The organism is Butyricicoccus sp. AF35-5AC (genome assembly GCF_003477715.1).
GTDB classification, from domain to species: domain Bacteria; phylum Bacillota; class Clostridia; order Oscillospirales; family Butyricicoccaceae; genus Agathobaculum; species Agathobaculum butyriciproducens.
Window position 1 is genome coordinate 192,788 of sequence record NZ_QUDX01000003.1, and the last position, 16,323, is coordinate 209,110.

Annotated in this window: 12 protein-coding genes and 1 tRNA gene; 8 read left to right on the forward strand and 5 right to left on the reverse strand. The window is 57.3% G+C overall.

Translation table 11 applies throughout. The features are described from left to right. Positions 1 to 152: 152 nt before the first annotated feature. A tRNA-Pro gene (locus DWZ82_RS06115) sits at positions 153 to 228 on the reverse strand. A 241-nt stretch (positions 229 to 469) separates the two neighbouring features. Continuing rightward, a complete protein-coding gene (locus DWZ82_RS06120; protein WP_117751173.1) occupies positions 470 to 1,672 on the reverse strand; it encodes a dicarboxylate/amino acid:cation symporter in 1,203 nt (400 codons plus the stop codon). A gap of 278 nt (positions 1,673 to 1,950) precedes the next feature. On the opposite strand from DWZ82_RS06120, the gene DWZ82_RS06125 reads away from it, so the two are divergent. The 3 genes from DWZ82_RS06125 to DWZ82_RS06135 are packed head-to-tail and all read left to right on the forward strand — an operon-like array spanning position 1,951 to position 4,266. Next, the gene (locus tag DWZ82_RS06125; protein WP_118479557.1) at positions 1,951 to 3,162 is read left to right on the forward strand and encodes a M20 metallopeptidase family protein; all 1,212 of its coding nucleotides are present in this window, start codon (positions 1,951 to 1,953) and stop codon (positions 3,160 to 3,162) included. Further along, entirely contained in the window at positions 3,159 to 3,845 is a 687-nt protein-coding gene (locus DWZ82_RS06130) for an alpha/beta hydrolase (RefSeq protein ID WP_118479559.1), read from the forward strand. The genes DWZ82_RS06125 and DWZ82_RS06130 overlap by 4 nt, the downstream gene beginning before the upstream one ends. A gap of 10 nt (positions 3,846 to 3,855) precedes the next feature. Further along, a complete protein-coding gene (locus tag DWZ82_RS06135; protein ID WP_117751176.1) occupies positions 3,856 to 4,266 on the forward strand; it encodes a peptide deformylase in 411 nt (136 codons plus the stop codon). A gap of 271 nt (positions 4,267 to 4,537) precedes the next feature. Here the strand turns inward: DWZ82_RS06135 and DWZ82_RS06140 are convergent, their stop codons facing one another. The 3 genes from DWZ82_RS06140 to DWZ82_RS06150 all read right to left on the reverse strand — a co-directional run bounded on the left by DWZ82_RS06140 (position 4,538) and on the right by DWZ82_RS06150 (position 10,225). Beyond that, positions 4,538 to 4,876, reverse strand: a complete 339-nt coding sequence (locus DWZ82_RS06140) for a histidine triad nucleotide-binding protein (protein ID WP_118358512.1) — start codon at positions 4,874 to 4,876, stop codon at positions 4,538 to 4,540. A gap of 68 nt (positions 4,877 to 4,944) precedes the next feature. Continuing rightward, positions 4,945 to 7,572 (reverse strand): alanine--tRNA ligase, encoded by a 2,628-nt coding sequence (gene alaS / locus DWZ82_RS06145; protein ID WP_118479561.1) that lies wholly within the window; start codon positions 7,570 to 7,572, stop codon positions 4,945 to 4,947. Positions 7,573 to 8,857: 1,285 nt separating this feature from the next. Next, positions 8,858 to 10,225 carry an MATE family efflux transporter gene (locus tag DWZ82_RS06150; RefSeq protein ID WP_118479563.1) on the reverse strand — a complete coding sequence of 456 codons (1,368 nt, stop codon included), beginning with the start codon at positions 10,223 to 10,225 and terminating at the stop codon, positions 8,858 to 8,860. A gap of 178 nt (positions 10,226 to 10,403) precedes the next feature. On the opposite strand from DWZ82_RS06150, the gene DWZ82_RS06155 reads away from it, so the two are divergent. From DWZ82_RS06155 to DWZ82_RS06175, 5 genes are all read left to right on the forward strand, one after another. Then, entirely contained in the window at positions 10,404 to 11,267 is an 864-nt protein-coding gene (locus DWZ82_RS06155) for an AraC family transcriptional regulator (RefSeq protein ID WP_118479565.1), read from the forward strand. A 68-nt stretch (positions 11,268 to 11,335) separates the two neighbouring features. Continuing rightward, a complete protein-coding gene (locus tag DWZ82_RS06160; protein ID WP_118479567.1) occupies positions 11,336 to 13,558 on the forward strand; it encodes a ComEC/Rec2 family competence protein in 2,223 nt (740 codons plus the stop codon). A gap of 3 nt (positions 13,559 to 13,561) precedes the next feature. After that, complete coding sequence (gene holA, locus DWZ82_RS06165) at positions 13,562 to 14,614, forward strand: DNA polymerase III subunit delta (protein ID WP_118479569.1); 1,053 nt, start codon at positions 13,562 to 13,564, stop codon at positions 14,612 to 14,614. After that, positions 14,611 to 15,222, forward strand: a complete 612-nt coding sequence (locus DWZ82_RS06170) for a toprim domain-containing protein (RefSeq protein ID WP_118479571.1) — start codon at positions 14,611 to 14,613, stop codon at positions 15,220 to 15,222. Before holA ends, DWZ82_RS06170 begins: the two co-directional genes overlap by 4 nt. A 111-nt stretch (positions 15,223 to 15,333) precedes the next feature. Then, entirely contained in the window at positions 15,334 to 15,915 is a 582-nt protein-coding gene (locus DWZ82_RS06175) for a xanthine phosphoribosyltransferase (protein ID WP_118479573.1), read from the forward strand. Positions 15,916 to 16,323: the final 408 nt, after the last annotated feature.

Sequence of the window (16,323 nt, forward strand, 5' to 3'; positions counted from 1 at the left end):
TAAATAATTGAAATTGCAAAAACGGATGCTTCTCTGTACATGGAGAGGCATCCGTTTTGTTTCAGCTTGGATTTTAATGCAGTCTGCGAGATTCATAAACGCCACAAAAGCAACAAAAAACCGCCTATTCATTACGAATAAGCGGTTTTGCATGGTCCGAGTGACAGGACTTGAACCTGCGGCCTCTTGACCCCCAGTCAAGCACGCTACCAGCTGCGCTACACCCGGATTTGCAACGGTCTATCAAACCTTGCCTAAATAGGATACCAAATCCGGAGGGAAAAGTCAAGTGTTTTGTGAAAATTATTGCAGCAAATTTGCTTTGCAGCGCTTGCTTTCGGTGCAGTCGAAACAGCCATCGCATACGCTGCACCGTATGCGATACACCGCACTTTTCCCATCATAGCACCTGCTTTCTCTCGATACAAAAAAGAAGCCCGCAAAAGCAGGCTCCTTTTCTCATATTTGATTACTGAACTTCTGCTGCCTCAACCTCACGCTTTTCCTCCGCGATATGATGCTTATTCGCGTAGCCGGTCAGAATAAGCGTCAGCGCGCCGTCGCCGGTGACGTTGCAGGCGGTGCCGAAGCTGTCCTGCAGGGCAAAGATGGTCAGCATAAGCGCAGTGCCGGTGCCGTCAAACAGCAGGATGCCGGTGATCAGACCGAGCGAAGCCATAACCGTACCGCCCGGCACGCCGGGTGCGCCGATGGCGAAAATGCCGAGCAGCACGCAGAACAGGATCATGGTTCCGACAGACGGAATCTTGCCGTACAGAATCTGCGAGATTGTCATGACGAAGAAAACCTCGGTCAGCACCGAGCCGCACAGATGGATGTTGGCGAACAGCGGAATACCGAAATTAACCATGTCCTTGCGCAGCACCGTGGATTTCTTTGCGCAGCGCAGAGCAACTGCCAAAGTCGCCGCGGAGGACATCGTGCCGACTGCGGTGATGTACGCCGGACCGTAGTGCTTCACTACTTCGATCGGGTTCTTGCCCGAGTACGCGCCCGCAACTCCATAGAGCAGCGCCATCCAGATATAATGACCGATCATAACGATGATGATGACCTTGATGAACACCGGAAACTGCTTGGTGATCGTGCCCTCATATGCCAGACCGCAGAAGGTGGACGCGATAAAGAACGGCAGAATCGGGATGATGATCTTGGTGACGATGGCGAGGACAATGTTCTGCACCTCGTCAAGCAGGGACTCCATCATCTTGGATTTGGTCCAGGTGATAGCCAGACCGACCATCAGCGACAGCGCCAGTGCACTCATCACGTTCATGATCGCCGGAATCTCCAGCTGGAACAGTACCTCGGGCAGTTCGCGCAGGCCGTCAACCTGCGATACGATCGACAGGTGTGGAATGAGTGCGTAACCGGCTGCCGTGCTCATCAGCGCCGCGCCGACCGACGACACATACGCGATAATGAGCGCAATGCCCAGCATCCGGGATGCGTTGTGGCCCAGCTTGGTGATGGACGGCGCAATAAAGCCGATAACGATCAGCGGCACACAGAACGTGATGATTTGACCGAGCACCTGCTTGATCGTCACGACCACGTTCATCACGGCCTCGTTCGCCACCAGACCGAGCACGATGCCCACCGCAACGCCAAGCAGCAGCTTGAACGGCAGGCTGTTTAGAATTTTTTTCATACCTACATACTCCCTTTGTTTGCGTTGCATCTGGATGACATCGGCGGATTTCTCCTCAGCCTGTCACGCTGCCGCCAAGTTGCCATGTGGACACAATGATATACCTATATGATACAATTTACAGCGCGTTTCGTCAAGGCAAATACGGGAAATGGCTGCGCCAAATAAAAACAGAGCGGTTTTTTCCTGCAATTTATGGTATACTTAAGGCATACCACAATCGCTTCTGTCCAATTATGCGGTATTGCCATAGAAACACCGACAAGGGAGGAAAAATCATGTCACAAACCTTAACCATAACGGCGGAGCAGGTGCTTGCATCGGCAGAGCGCATCCGCGAGGATATTGTCCGCGACCGGCGGACGCTGCACGCTGCACCTGAGGTCGGCACCGACCTGCCGAACACTGTAGCCTGCGTCAAAAAACGCCTGCTTGAGATGGGCTATCAGCCGCGTGAACTGGCAGGCGGTGTCGTCGCGGAGATAACCGGCACCGAGACTGGCCGCTGTCTGCTCCTGCGCGCCGACATGGACGCGCTGTGCGTGACCGAGCAGACCGGACTGGATTTCGCATCCGCGAATGGCTGCATGCACGCCTGCGGCCACGACATGCACGCGGCGATGCTGCTCGGTGCGGCACAGCTGCTGCAGGAGTACCGGACGCAGCTGCAAGGCACGGTCAAGCTGGTGTTTCAGCCGGACGAGGAAGGCTTTACCGGCGCGAAGGCCATGCTCTCGGCGGGCGTGCTGAAAGACCCGGCACCGCAGGCAGGCTTTGCGCTGCACGTCAATTCGGGCACGCCGTCTGGACTGGTTCTGTGCGGACGCGGCACATTTATGGCGGGCTGCACGCTGTTCCGCATTACGGTAAACGGCGTTGGATGCCATGGCGCAATGCCGGAAAAGGGCGTGGATCCGCTCAATATCGCAAGCCATATTTACCTGTCGCTGCAGGAGATCATCAGCCGCGAGATCGGCGCAAAAACGCCTGCTGTCGTGACCATCGGCCGTATGACCGGCGGTGAGGCGCCCAATATTATCCCGCAGACTGCGGTGCTCGAGGGCACCATCCGCAGCTTTGACCGCGACCTGTCCGCACAGATCTTCACCCGCATCGGGGAAATCGCCCGGTGTACCGCACAGGCGTTTCGTGGCACAGCCGTCACGGAAGAGATCGCGTCCGCGCCGCCGCTCAGGAATGACGCTGCGCTGACCAATCGTATGGCAGACCTTGCCGGTGCACTGTTCGGCGAAAAGCTGATCTATCGGATGGACGAGGGCGGCATGGGCTCGGAGGATTTTGCGTCCTACACCTACGATTTACCGTGCGCATACCTGCTCATCGGTGCAGGCACCAAGCAGGAAAATCCTGCATTCGGTGAGCCGATGCACAACGAAAGGGTCGTGTTCAACGAGGATATCCTGCCGCGCGGTGCAGCGCTGCATACCTGGTGTGCGCTGAACTGGCTGGCAGACAAGGATAACGCATGAAAACCGAACAATTCTTCATCGAAAACACACCGGCGGTGTTGTACGGAGAGCCATCGGACACGCTGTGGCTGTTCGTTCACGGACAATTCGGCTGCAAGGAAGAAGCCCTTCCGTTTGCCGAAATCGTGGCTCCGGACGCACAGGTTTTGTCCATCGACCTGCCGAATCACGGCATGCGCCAAAACCGGAATGAGGAATTTGCACCATGGACAGTCGCACCCGAACTCACCCGCGTGATGGCTTACGCAAGAGCACACTGGCGCACGATAAACGTGCGCGCGACCAGCATCGGCGCGTATTTTGCGCGGTTGGCGTTTGCTGCACCGGAAAAAGCGCTGTTCGTGTCGCCCATCGTGGATATGGAGCGCTTGATCTGTGACAGGATATGCGCGGCAGGCATTACCGAGCAAATCCTGCGCGAGCGCGGCATGTATCCCGCAAGGGAAGGGGATATGCTCTCGTGGGACTACCTTTGCTGGGTGCGTGCGCATCCGGCAAAGGACTGGTACTGCCCGCAGTACATTCTCTACGGCGAAAATGACAGCATGACTGACTTGGCGACTATCCGCACTTACACGGCAAAATCCGGTGCGGAGCTGATCATCATGCCGCAAGGCGAGCACTGGTTCCACACACCGGAGCAGCTGGCCGTCATGGCTGCCTGGGAACGCAAACATAAATAAGGAGCACAATATGATTCAGGAAATCTGCAAAGACGAGAAATTTTTAGCGCAGAAGGCCGAGCAGGCCACGCCGGACGATATCCAAACTGCAACCGACCTGCTGGAAACGCTCGAAGCGCATAAGGACGGCTGTGTCGGCATGGCGGCGAACATGATCGGCGTGAACAAGCGCATCATCGCGTTCGATAACGAGGGAACGTATATGGTGATGTTCAACCCGCAAATCGTCAAGCAGTCCGGCGGCTATGAGGCCGAGGAGGGCTGTCTGTCGCTGACCGGCACGCGCAAAACGCGCCGCTGGCAATCCATCAAGGTGCAGTACCAGAACGAAAAGTTCCAGACGAGACTGAAAACCTTCACCGGCTGGACCGCACAGATTATCCAGCATGAGATCGACCATTGCAACGGCATCATTATTTAAGGAAAAAGCAAAACGTAAACCAACGCATACAAAAAGGCACACCAAACGGTGTGCCTTTTTTCTGCCGTTCTGCTAAGCAGCAGGCAGCGGCGTACCGCAGTACGCCGATTCAATTCCCTGAAAAAGTCCGGCTCTGCCGGACTTTTTCTCTACTGCCCGTGCTCCGTTGCACGGCCTCGTCCGTTGTGCGGACGAGAGGGGGATATCCCACAAAGTTTCTACGGAACTTTGTGGGTATCTAAGGGGGACAGCGTCCCCCTTAGAAGAAGGTTTAGCCCGGCGGCCAGGTCATATCCCGTCCGGAAAGGACGTGGAAATGCAGATGGAACACGCTCTGACCCGCCTGCTCTCCGATGTTGGAGACCACGCGGAAGCTGTCCATGCCGCGCTCCTTGGCAATCTTCGCAATGACCTCAAAGCAGTGCGCCACAACCGCGCTGTTGGATGCATCAACGGCGGCAACAGACTTGATGTGCTGCTTCGGAATCACGAGAAAATGCGTGGGAGCCTGCGGGTCAATGTCGTTGAAGGCGTAGCAGAGGTCGTCCTCGTACACCTTGCTCGACGGGATATCGCCCGCGATGATCTTACAGAACAGACAATCTTCCATGGAATGATCGCTCCTTTCTGAAAGGGGAGTGCCGCGAGAGCGTTCCCGCGGCTTTCCCCTAAAGTTTATTACAGCATTGCTTCAACGATGTTGTTGACAGCCTCGAGTGCTTCCTCCAGCTTTGCCGGATTCTTGCCGCCTGCGGTTGCGCTGTCCGGACGACCGCCGCCGCCGCCGCCAACGATCTTGGCAACTTCCTTGATGATCTTGCCGGCGTGTGCGCCCTTCTTGACGGCCTCAGCGCCGCAGACACAAAGCAGGCTTACCTTGTCGCCGTTGACTGCGGAGAGAACGGCAACCATGTTCTCCTTCTTGCTCTTGATGTCATCGCCCATGGTGCGGAGCATGTCGGCAGATGCGTCATCCAGCTTGGTGGCAACCACGTCTACGCCCTTGATGTTGCGGGATACGTTGAACAGGTCAACCATCTGCATTGCAGCGACCTTTGCGCCCATCTTCTCGAGCTTCTTGTTGAGGGTACGCATATCGTTTACCTGCTGCTCAATCTTGGCAGACAGCTCGTTCGGGTTGGTCTTGAGTACGGCAGCAGCCTCGTTGAGAACCGCCTGACGGTCGTTCATCAGCTTGAGAACAGCCTTGCCGGTAACAGCCTCGATACGGCGCACGCCTGCTGCAACAGAAGCCTCGCCGATGATCTTGAGCGAACCGGCCTTCGCGGTGTTGTCCAGATGCGTACCGCCGCACAGCTCGATGGAGTCACCGGCCTGTACCACGCGGACGGTCTGGCCGTACTTCTCGCCGAACAGCGCCATAGCGCCCTTCTTCTTGGCATCGTCGATGCTCATTTCCTCGGTGATAACCGGGCTGCCAGACAGAATCGCATCGTTTACCATATCCTCGACCTTGGCCAGTTCCTCGGCGGTCAGCGCTGCAAAGTGGGTGAAGTCGAAGCGGATATGATCGTTTGCAGTGTAGGAGCCTGCCTGCTCAACATGGTCGCCGAGCACGGTGCGGAGCGCCTTCTGGAGCAGGTGGGTGGAGGTATGTGCACGGCAGATAGCCTGACGGTAAGCCGCATCAACAGAAGCCGTAACCTCGTCTTCAACCGACAGCTCGCCCTCGGTGACAACGCCGATGTGCATATACTTGCCGTCCTTGGTCTTCTGAACATCGGAAACGGCCATTGCGCCGTTCTTGCCGGTGATAACGCCGTGGTCACCGATCTGACCGCCCATCTCCGCGTAGAACGGGGTGCGGTCGAGCACAACAGTGATCTTCTCACCCTTGGCAGCTGCGCCGGAAACTTCGCCCTCGTTTACGATAGCCAGAATCTTTGCGGACTCCTCAAGGGTGGTGTAGCCATCAAATGCGGTCTTGATGGACTTGTCCAGACCCAGATCCTCGCTCTGCCAGCCGAGGTCGCCCATCTTCTTGCGGTCCTCACGGGCACGCTCGCGCTGCTCGTTCATCAGGCGGTCGAACTCCTCGCGGCTGGTGGTCATGCCCTGCTCCTCGAGTACCTCAAGGGTCAGGTCGATCGGGAAGCCGTAGGTGTCGTACAGCTGGAATGCGTCCGCAGCGGACAGCTCCTTGCCGTCGGAAGCGGCGATCTTGTCATTCAGGATAGCCAGACCGCTGTCGATGGTCTTGTTGAAGCTGGCTTCCTCGTTCTCGATAACCTTGTGGATATATTTCTGCTTCTCAACCAGCTCCGGATATGCGCCGCCGGACTCGTTGATAACGGTGGAAGCAACGTCGGACATAAACGGCTTGTCAATGCCGAGCAGCTTGCCGTGACGAACAGCGCGGCGCAGCAGGCGGCGCAGAACGTAGCCGCGGCCCTCGTTGGACGGGATAACGCCGTCGCAGATCATCATAACGGTGGAGCGGATGTGGTCGGTGATAACGCGCAGGGAAACATCGGTCTTGTCGCTCTCGCCGTAGTGCTTGCCGGCGATCTCGGAAACCTTGTTGGTGATGTTGCGCACGGTGTCAACGTCGAACAGGGAGCCAACGCCCTGTACCACGCATGCCAGACGCTCCAGACCCATGCCGGTGTCGATGTTCTTCTGCTTCAGCTCAGAGTAGTTGCCGTGGCCGTCGTTGTCGAACTGGGAGAATACGTTGTTCCATACCTCCATGTAGCGGTCACAGTCGCAGCCGACGGTGCAGCCCGGCTTGCCGCAGCCGTACTCGGGGCCGCGGTCGTAGTAGATCTCAGAGCACGGGCCGCACGGACCGGAGCCATGCTCCCAGAAGTTGTCCTCCTTGCCGAAGCGGAAGATACGCTCCGGTGCAATGCCGACCTCCTTGTTCCAGATCTCGAATGCCTCGTCATCGTCAACGTAGATGGACGGATACAGGCGATCCGGGTCAATGCCGACCCACTCCGGACTGGTCAGGAATTCCCAGCTCCAGTGAATGGCCTCGCGCTTGAAGTAGTCGCCGAAGGAGAAGTTGCCCAGCATCTCGAAGAAGGTGCCGTGACGGGCGGTCTTGCCAACGTTCTCGATATCGCCGGTGCGGATGCACTTCTGGCAGGTGGTAACGCGGTGGCGCGGCGGCTCCTGCTCGCCGGTGAAGAACGGCTTCATCGGCGCCATGCCGGAGTTGATGAGCAGAAGCGACGGGTCGTTCTGCGGGATGAGCGAAAAGCTCGGCAGGCGGAGATGACCCTTGGTTTCAAAGAAACTGAGGTACATCTCGCGCAGCTCGTTGAGTCCTCTGTACTGCATATAAATTGATTCCTCCAAAAAAGAATTTACGGAAATAAAACAGAAAATGAAAAAAGCCTCCGCCCGGACTTCAAGGGCGAAAGCATGCTTCCACGGTACCACCTTGATTTGAATATGGGTATGCCATATCCATCTCGGTAATCCGGTATCGGGGATCGGACGGTCTGTTTCAGTTGCAGACTGCTCGGAAGTGGCTGTTTTCCGCACCGGACAAGGACTTGCAGCGAATGTCCTCTCTCTGAAGAACGGCGGATGGAAAACTCGTTTCCTCATCGCATTTTCTGTATTGCGTATCTATTATGCCACTTTTGCGGGCAGTTGTCAACTGAAATTGCGGAAAGTTGCGCTCTGCGGGGTAACGCCGTACCCACGGCGGGGGGCAAAAAGGAAGGGACACCTGCGGTTTGCCCGTAGGCTGCTAAACCTTTTTCCCGCGCCGTGCGCGGATTAAATGAGTGCCCTTCCTCTTTGAACTCCTGCCTTTCCCTTGTTAGATAGTCTGGCGCAGACCAGAGACCGGCAACCGCTCCGAAAATAGGGAACGGCAGAGGATTTTTCCTCTACTACGGACGGACTGCCTTCGTTGTCCGTCCTCTTGAGCAACCTGTTCGCAGTGTCAGATACCGTTCTGCTACACATGTGATTTCATCTGCGCAGGCGCGACATAACCGTGTCGCGCAACTCGTTTGCACGTTGTTACGCCCGGCCCCTGCGAATGTAGGCGTTCGGCAGCATTTATTCTCGCAGGCCCTGTCTATAACAACGCGCTAAAGAATTGTGCGACACGGTTATCCCCCAGGGGACCCTCTCTTGCCCTTCGGGCAATTCACCTTGTGTCGCGCCTGCGCAGAGCAGCCCGTATGTGTAGCAGTACGCTATCTGTGAACTGCGAATAGGTTGCGAAAGATACGCTGCGGTAACCCGACTGCCGTTCCCCATTTCGCAGCGGTCACATGTCGGCAATCTGCGCCAGACTAAGAAATAAAGGGAAATGGGAGTTAAGAGGGTAGAAACCGTAGGTGTCTACCCTCTTGCCCCTTGCCGTGGGTACGGCGAATCTCCGCGCTCCGCAGAGCGCACTCCCCGCTGAGGTTCAGCGAAAATCCCCTGCCCGTCAGGGGCGAACCCGCCTGCGGCAGTTCGTGTGCCCCGGTCAGCCGGTGCAGAAAAAGAAGCCGCCCGTTAGGGGCGAACACGCTAACGCAGTTCGTATGCCCCGGAAACCCGGTGCAGAAAAAGGAGCCCGCCTTGCAGCGAGCCCCAAAGAGAGAGGATAAATTCGATTTTAACCTTCTGCGGTATCCGGCCGAGTCACCTTCTTGACCCACTTCCAGCTGTGCAGGCGGATAGCCACGGGAATGATCTTATACAGCTGATCCCACTTGAGCAGGAAGAACACGACAACCGGCGGGAACTTCCACCAGAAAGCCGCCATTGCCGAGAACGGCACAACGATAAGCCACATGCTGATGATATTCATCTTAGCGCTGAACTTGGTGTCGCCGCCGCCGCGGATGATGCCGTTATCGCACGCCATCTGGTACGAGGTGCCGACCGTTGTGATGGCGAGCACCAGCATGAACTGCAGGGAATACTTGTACGCCGTTTCGGTGAGCGTACCGCCGAGCAGCGCAAGGATCGGTACGCGCAGAAGGAAGATCAAAAGACCCGAGCACAGTCCGATGGAGACGAACAGGACCTGCAGCGTATGTACGAGCGGATGCAGCCGCTGCTGGTTGCCCTCGCCGATGGTGCGGCCGACCACAATGCCGGATGCGGACGCGGCGCCATAGCAGACAACCGACAGAACCTGATATACCTGCACCGCGATCGCGTTGGCAGCCGTGGCATCGCCGCCGAGATGACCGAGGATACCGGTCTGTACCATCTGCGCGATGCCCCAGAGCGCCTGATTGATGAGCACCGGCAGGGAAACGTGCATGTAATCCTGCACATAGCTGGTGTCGATGTGAACCAGCTTGCGCAGGCTCAGATTGAGCTTGTGCTCCTTAAACTTCAGGTAGTAGATAACGATGAGCAGCTCCACACAGCGGGAAACCAGCGTTGCGATAGCCGCACCGCGCACGCCCAGCTCCGGACAGCCGAAGTGGCCGTAAATCAGGCAGTAGTTCAGGCACACGTTGATGATGAGCGTCGAACCCGAGATCATGTAGCCGATCTTTACTACACCGATCGAGCGGAGAGACGCGACCAGAATATTGGTTATTGTAAAGATAATATAGGTAAAGCAGATGATCTGGAAATACTTTTCACCTTCTGCGATGACCGTCGGTGAGTTGGACAGCAGCGACAGCAGCTGGTGCGGGAAGAACAGCACAATGCCGAACATCAGCACCGCCAGTGAACCGCCGAAGCGCAAAGCCACACCGATGATGTGCGGGATTGGCTCCAGCTTGTTTTTGCCCCAGTACTGCGAGCCCATAACGACTGCGCCCTCGCCTGCACCGACGACCAGCATCTGCAGCAGAAACTGCACCTGATTGCACAGGCTTACGCCGCCCATGGCATCCTGACTGTACCGTCCGAGCATCATGGTGTCCATCAGGTTTACGCCGTAGGTGAGCAGGTTCTGCAGCGCCAGCGACAGTGCCAGCACCATAAAGGATTTATAAAACGTCTTTTCCTTTATCATTACAACAACCCCTTGCCTTCAAAGCTGATCGGACGGAACGAACCGCAATATCTATCGTTCCGGCTCAGCTTTTTTACTTCTGCTAACAGCATACCGAATTTTCTTTGATTTGGCAATAACAAAATACTGCAATCTATTCATATTTTGTGCTATCATAGAAGGCGGAGGAGGGAATGCCGTGAAGGTTTTCAGTGAGCCGGGTGTGCTGTCGCGCTCGGAACGATTTTTCTCAACGCCGTCCGCGACCGCTCGGCGGCTGTTTTACTACGTCACCCGCGTGGGACATTATTACTACGATGCGCGGTATAATTTTCTCGACAGCTGCGACATCGCCCATCTGGAGAGCCACAAGAATCTCTTTCTGACCTACGTTCGCTCGGGTACGATGTACTTTGAGACCGACCAGCTCTACTGCGCCGAGCGCGGACAGATCGGACTGGTGGACTGCCGCAGACCGCATCATTTTTATACCAAGGGCGACGCGGAAGCGCTCTGGATTCACTTTGACGGCGCAAATGCGGCGGCATTTTTCGAGCAGATACTCGCGTTCCGCGGCGGCAGGCAGGTGCTTACGCCGCCGGCGGATTTACGCATCGAGCAGGAGCTGGCACAGATCATTTCCGGTCTGCGCACCGGCGATATGACCGAACTGGACCGCTCGCAGCGCATCTACCGAATCCTGTGCGCGCTGCTGTTTCCGGCGCAGTCGGGACCCGACCGGAAAAACGATGCCATTGCACAGGCGGTCAAGTATATCGGAGAACACCTGTTTGAATCGTTATCCGTGGAGAAGGTGGCGGACGCGGTCAGCTTGAGTCCGTCTCATTTCTCGCGGCTGTTCCGCAGCACGACCGGATTTTCTCCGCACGAGTACATCATGCTGCACCGGATTGACGAGGCCAAGGCCCTGCTGCAGTCCACGTCGCTTTCGGTCAAGGAAATTGCGTTCCGCGTCGGCTACCGCAGTGAGGTCAACTTTATTACAGCCTTCACCGAGAAAACCGGCGCAACACCGACCCAGTTCCGCAGAAGTACGCTGTAAGGCGGTCTGCGGTTGCGGCGCGTTCCGGTCTTTGCTATAATAGTAGAAAAGGCAAGGGAGTGACCCGTATGCGAGAACGCCCTCTGGTTTATCTGGTGCCGCCGATGGCTGCCGCGCTGTACGCGGCAGTCTGCCTGGAGCTGCCGGTGCAGCTGCATATCATTGCACCGATCGCGCTTCTTCTGGTGCTTGCGGCTGTGTTTCTGCGCCGCCGCAAGTGTCTGCTGAATGTGTTTGCTGTGCTGGCGGCTGCCGCTCTTGCGCTGACCGGCTTTGCCGTGTTCCGGGATTTGCGGGTCGTGCCCATTCGTGCTTTAGCCGGCGAAACGCAGGAGATCACCGCAGCCGCCCTGCGGGATGCCGAGGTGTACGACACCGACCAGCGCGTGCTGCTCTCGGCGGAGACTGCGGACGGCAGGCGGTTTCGCCTGCGGTGCTACTTGCCGGAAACCGAACCGCCATTGCTGGCAGGAGACAGGGTACGCGTCATGGCCACACTTTATGTGCCGGACACGCTCGGCGGCTTTGACCGTGCGGCATATCAGGCGTCCGAGGGCTGCTATATCGCGGGCGCGTATGCGACCGACGAGGAGCACAACGCGGTGCAGTTCGAGGTCTTGGACTCTAAACGGGACAGCCTGCGCTTTGCGCCGCAGAGGATCGCGCGGTTCTGCCGAAATGCGGTGCAGCGTACCCTTCCGGAACGTGAAGCCGGACTGCTGACCGGACTGCTGGTCGGCGGCAGCAAAAATCTGAGCGATACCGACCAGACCGCGTTCCGCATTGCGGGTCTCAGCCATCTGGTGGCCGTTTCCGGACTGCACATCGGCTTTCTCGTCGGGTTCTGCACGCTGCTGTTCGGCAAACAGTGGGGAACGGTTGCGTCCATCCCGCTGGTGCTGCTGTTTGTGCCGGTCGCGGGAGCCACGCCGTCCGTGCTGCGTGCGGCACTGATGTACCTGACGGCTGCAGGCGGATTTCTGCTGCGGCGCCGCTCAGGCGGATTGAACGCGCTGCTGATGGCACTGGCTGTCCTGCTGCTTGTCAATCCGTACGCGATCGCAAGCGTGGGCCTGCAGCTTTCATTCGCGTCCACGCTCGGTCTTATTCTGTTCGCAGGGAAGCTGCAGCATGCACTCGAAAAGCCGTTTGCCGGTGCGCCGAAACTCGTGCGCAAGGCGCTTGCGGTCATCACGAGCGCACTCAGCTGCACGGTTTGCGCTACGATATTTACAGTACCGATTCTGCTGACCTCGTTCGGCGCGGTGTCCGTGCTGTCGCCCATCAGCAACCTGATGACGGTCGGCGTGACCTCGCTCTGCTTTGTGGGCGGGTTCGTGCTGTGTGTTGCAGCAGCCGTCTGTCCGGCGCTTGTGCCGATGCTCGCCGGACTGGTGCGTCCGCTCATAAGCTATCTGCTCTGGTCAGCGAATATCATCGCGGACCTCGGCTTCGGCACGCTGCACCCGAACAACACCTTCGGTCTGGCGGCGCTCGGCATCGTGTTCGCGGCGCTGCTCGTGTGGCTGACTGCTGGAAAGCACGTCAAATGGAAAGCCGTGCTGCCGTGTCTGGCGGTGGTGCTGATCGGCTTATGTATTGCCGAGGTGCAGCACCAGAACGGCCGGTATACGGTGACGTATCTGCCGTGCGGCAGCGGTCAGGCCATTCTGCTGAGCGACACCGAACACGCGATGCTCATAGACTGCGGCAGCTACCGGAACGCTGCGCGTCAGGTACGCGAGTGGCTGCGCTGGAATGGTCTGAAGCGGCTGGATACGGTCGTGCTGACCGCGGTCGATCAGGGACATGCGCGCAACCTGCCGGAGCTGATGGAAACGGTCGAGGTTGGGGAACTGCTCATGCCCGCAGGCTGTCAGGAGCGCAAAACCAACGCTGATTTGCTTTCTTTCGTGCACGAGCGTGAGGCGCGGGAGATAAGCGAGCCGGTGACGCTTGCGAACCCGATCGCACCGGTGGAGATTTTCCCGGTCATCGAGGGAAAACTGGCCGTAAGCATAGCGGACGAGGTGCTCATCCTGCACAGTCCGACCGAGAAACAGCTATCGGCCTATTTAGAGAAAAACACGCTGCCTGCCGCAGCGGAGCTGGTGCTCAGCGCAAACCATCTGAGCAGCGGCGAAAGCATGGCACAGTACGCCGAAGCGGCAGGTGCACAGCATATCATCATTGCGGCGAGTTCGGAGAAGGGACTGCGGTCGCACAAGGGACTGGACGTGCAGAGCACCTATAAGGAAGGTGAGATCGCACGGCAGTTCAAAAAGGAGTAACACATGGCGGCAAGAGAAACCAAACCAAACGGAAAATCACAGCTGATCCGCGACCTGAAAAACGGCGAATTTGCCACGCTGTACATCATTTCGGGCGAGGAAAGCTACATGAAGGAATACTATCTGCGGCAGCTGCGGCAGAAGGTGGTGGACGAGACCTTTGCGGATTTCAATCTTATTGAGTTCGAAGGCAAGGGCCTGACACCGGAAATACTGACCGAAGCCATTGACAGCTATCCCGCGATGGCAGATAAAAAGCTCATCATCGTCAAGGACTTCGACCTGTTCAAGCCGCCTGCCGGCTTCGCAGACGTGCTGCCGAGCGTACTTGGTGATCTGCCGGAGTACGTCTGCCTCGTGTTCTACTACGACGTGCTGGACGGCAAGCCGGACAAGCGAACCAAGCTGTACAAGACACTCGAGAAGCGCGCCTGCTTTGCCGAGTTCGCACACGCGGAGGAGCAGGAACTGGTGGCGTGGCTCGAGCGGCGTGCCAAGGCGCTCGGCTGCATGATCGAACCGGGAGATGCGTCGTACATGATCTTCCTGTGCGGCAATTCCATGACCAACCTCGCCGGTGAGATGGAAAAGGCAGCCGCGCATACCACAACCGGCGTTATCAAGCGCTATAACATCGACGCGGTATGCTCGCCGGTGCTGGATGCCGTCGTGTTCGATCTGACCGACGCGGTAACCGCAGGCAGGTTTGATCGGGCGGTCGCACTCGTCGGGGAGCTGCTCGCGCAGAAGAACAACGAGGTCATGATCTTCACTGCCATCACACGTCACATCCAGCGTCTGTATGCCGCCAAGCTGTGCGCGGAGAATCGCGGCGGCGAAAAACAGCTGATGGAGATGATCGGCTCGAAATCGCCGTACTACGCAAGGCAGATTCAGAATGCAGCACGGCGTGTGCCGCTCAGCTGGCTGCGAAAGGCGGCCTCGCTGTGCGCGGAGACCGATGCCACACTCAAGGGCGGCGCGGCAGACCGGCAGAAGCAGATCGAGCTGACGCTGCTCACCATGGCGGCAGAACTGAAGGGGGAAAAGAAATGACGCGCATCAGGGAAGCGATTCTGGTAGAGGGCCGGTATGATGTGAACACCGTCCGGCAGGTGGTGGACACCGTGGTGCTCGAAAGCGGCGGATTCCGCATTTTTAACAATAAAGACCAACTCAAGCTGCTGCGCCGTATTGCGGAAACGCGCGGTCTCATCGTGCTGACCGATAGTGACGGTGCGGGCTTTGTCATCCGCAACTATCTCAAGGGCGCGCTGCCGAAGGGCTGCATCAAGCAGGCGTATGTGCCCGATATCGCGGGCAAGGAACGCCGCAAGCGGCATGGCTCCAAGGAGGGCAAGCTGGGCGTGGAGGGCATGCGTCCGCAGGTGATTCTGGACGCGCTCCGCCGAGCGGGTGCAACCTTTGCACAGCAGGACGAGAGCGAAATGCCGGTGCATCCTGTCATCACCAAGGCGGATTTTTACGAGTGGGGACTGTCCGGCAGACCCGACAGCACCGCACGCCGCGCTGCCGTGCTGCACGCGCTGGATTTGCCCGCGCACATGACGGCAAATGCCCTGCTGGAGTTTATCAACGCTGTTGGCACGCATGAGCAGGTTGCGGAAATCATTCGGCAGTATGCGGAGAAAATTGAGGAATAATTTCCGCACGAATGATTGAAAAACCTGTCGAAGTATAGTACAATGATAAAATACCAAGTGCAGCTATTGCAGAGCTGATGAAAATAAAGCAAAAAAACAGGGAGTGGCAGCATGAACTTTTTAGAGGAACGAATTGTCAAGGATGGCGTTGTTAAGGAAGGCAACATTCTGAAGGTAGACAGCTTTCTGAACCATCAGATGGATATTAACCTGTTTGATCAGATGGGTGAGGAGTTCAAGCGCCGTTTCGCGGACAAGCCGATCAACAAGATCGTTACCATTGAGGCATCCGGCATCGGCATTGCCTGCATCGTGGCTCGTCATTTCGGCGTTCCGGTTGTGTTTGCGAAGAAGACCCAGAGTGTCAACATCGACGGCGAGGTTTATGTTGCCGAGGTTGAATCCTTTACACATAAGTGTAAGAATCAGGTTATCGTTTCTAAAAAGTTCCTCGGTCCGGACGACCATGTGCTTGTTATCGACGATTTCCTGGCAAACGGCTGTGCGCTGCAGGGCCTGATCTCTATCGTGGCACAGGCCGGCGGTACGGTCGAGGGCATCGGCATTGCCGTGGAGAAGGGTTTCCAGCAGGGCGGCCGTATTATCCGCAATCTGGGCTATCAGCTCGAGTCGCTCGCTATCGTGGACGGCATGGACGCCGAGACCGGTAAGGTGCACTTCCGGGAGCAGTAAGTGCATATGAGAAAAAAGGAGGTGTGCAGCCTCCTTTTTGTTTGAGTAACCGCAAATGTGGGAATGATGTAACACAGCGGTGCGCCGTGGCACGGCGGGTGACGCTGCCGTACCCACGGCAGAGGGCAAAAAGGAAGGACAACCGGCGGTTTTCCTTCCTCTTTGAACTCCTACCTTTCCCTCAGAAGGCTTGGGCGCAGATGGTGGACTTCGTAAGCGTTGAAAAGGGGAACGGCAGTCGGGTTACCTGTCCGTAGGGGCGCGCATTGCGCGTCCATTCCTGCACCGATTCGCAGTTCACGGCTGCCTTGCTGCTACGTCTGTCGTTCGCGTTCCGTAGGGGCGCACCAGCGTGTGCGTCCGTTTTAACGACTGGTGTAACGGTTTACAGGGCGGACACATTGGTCC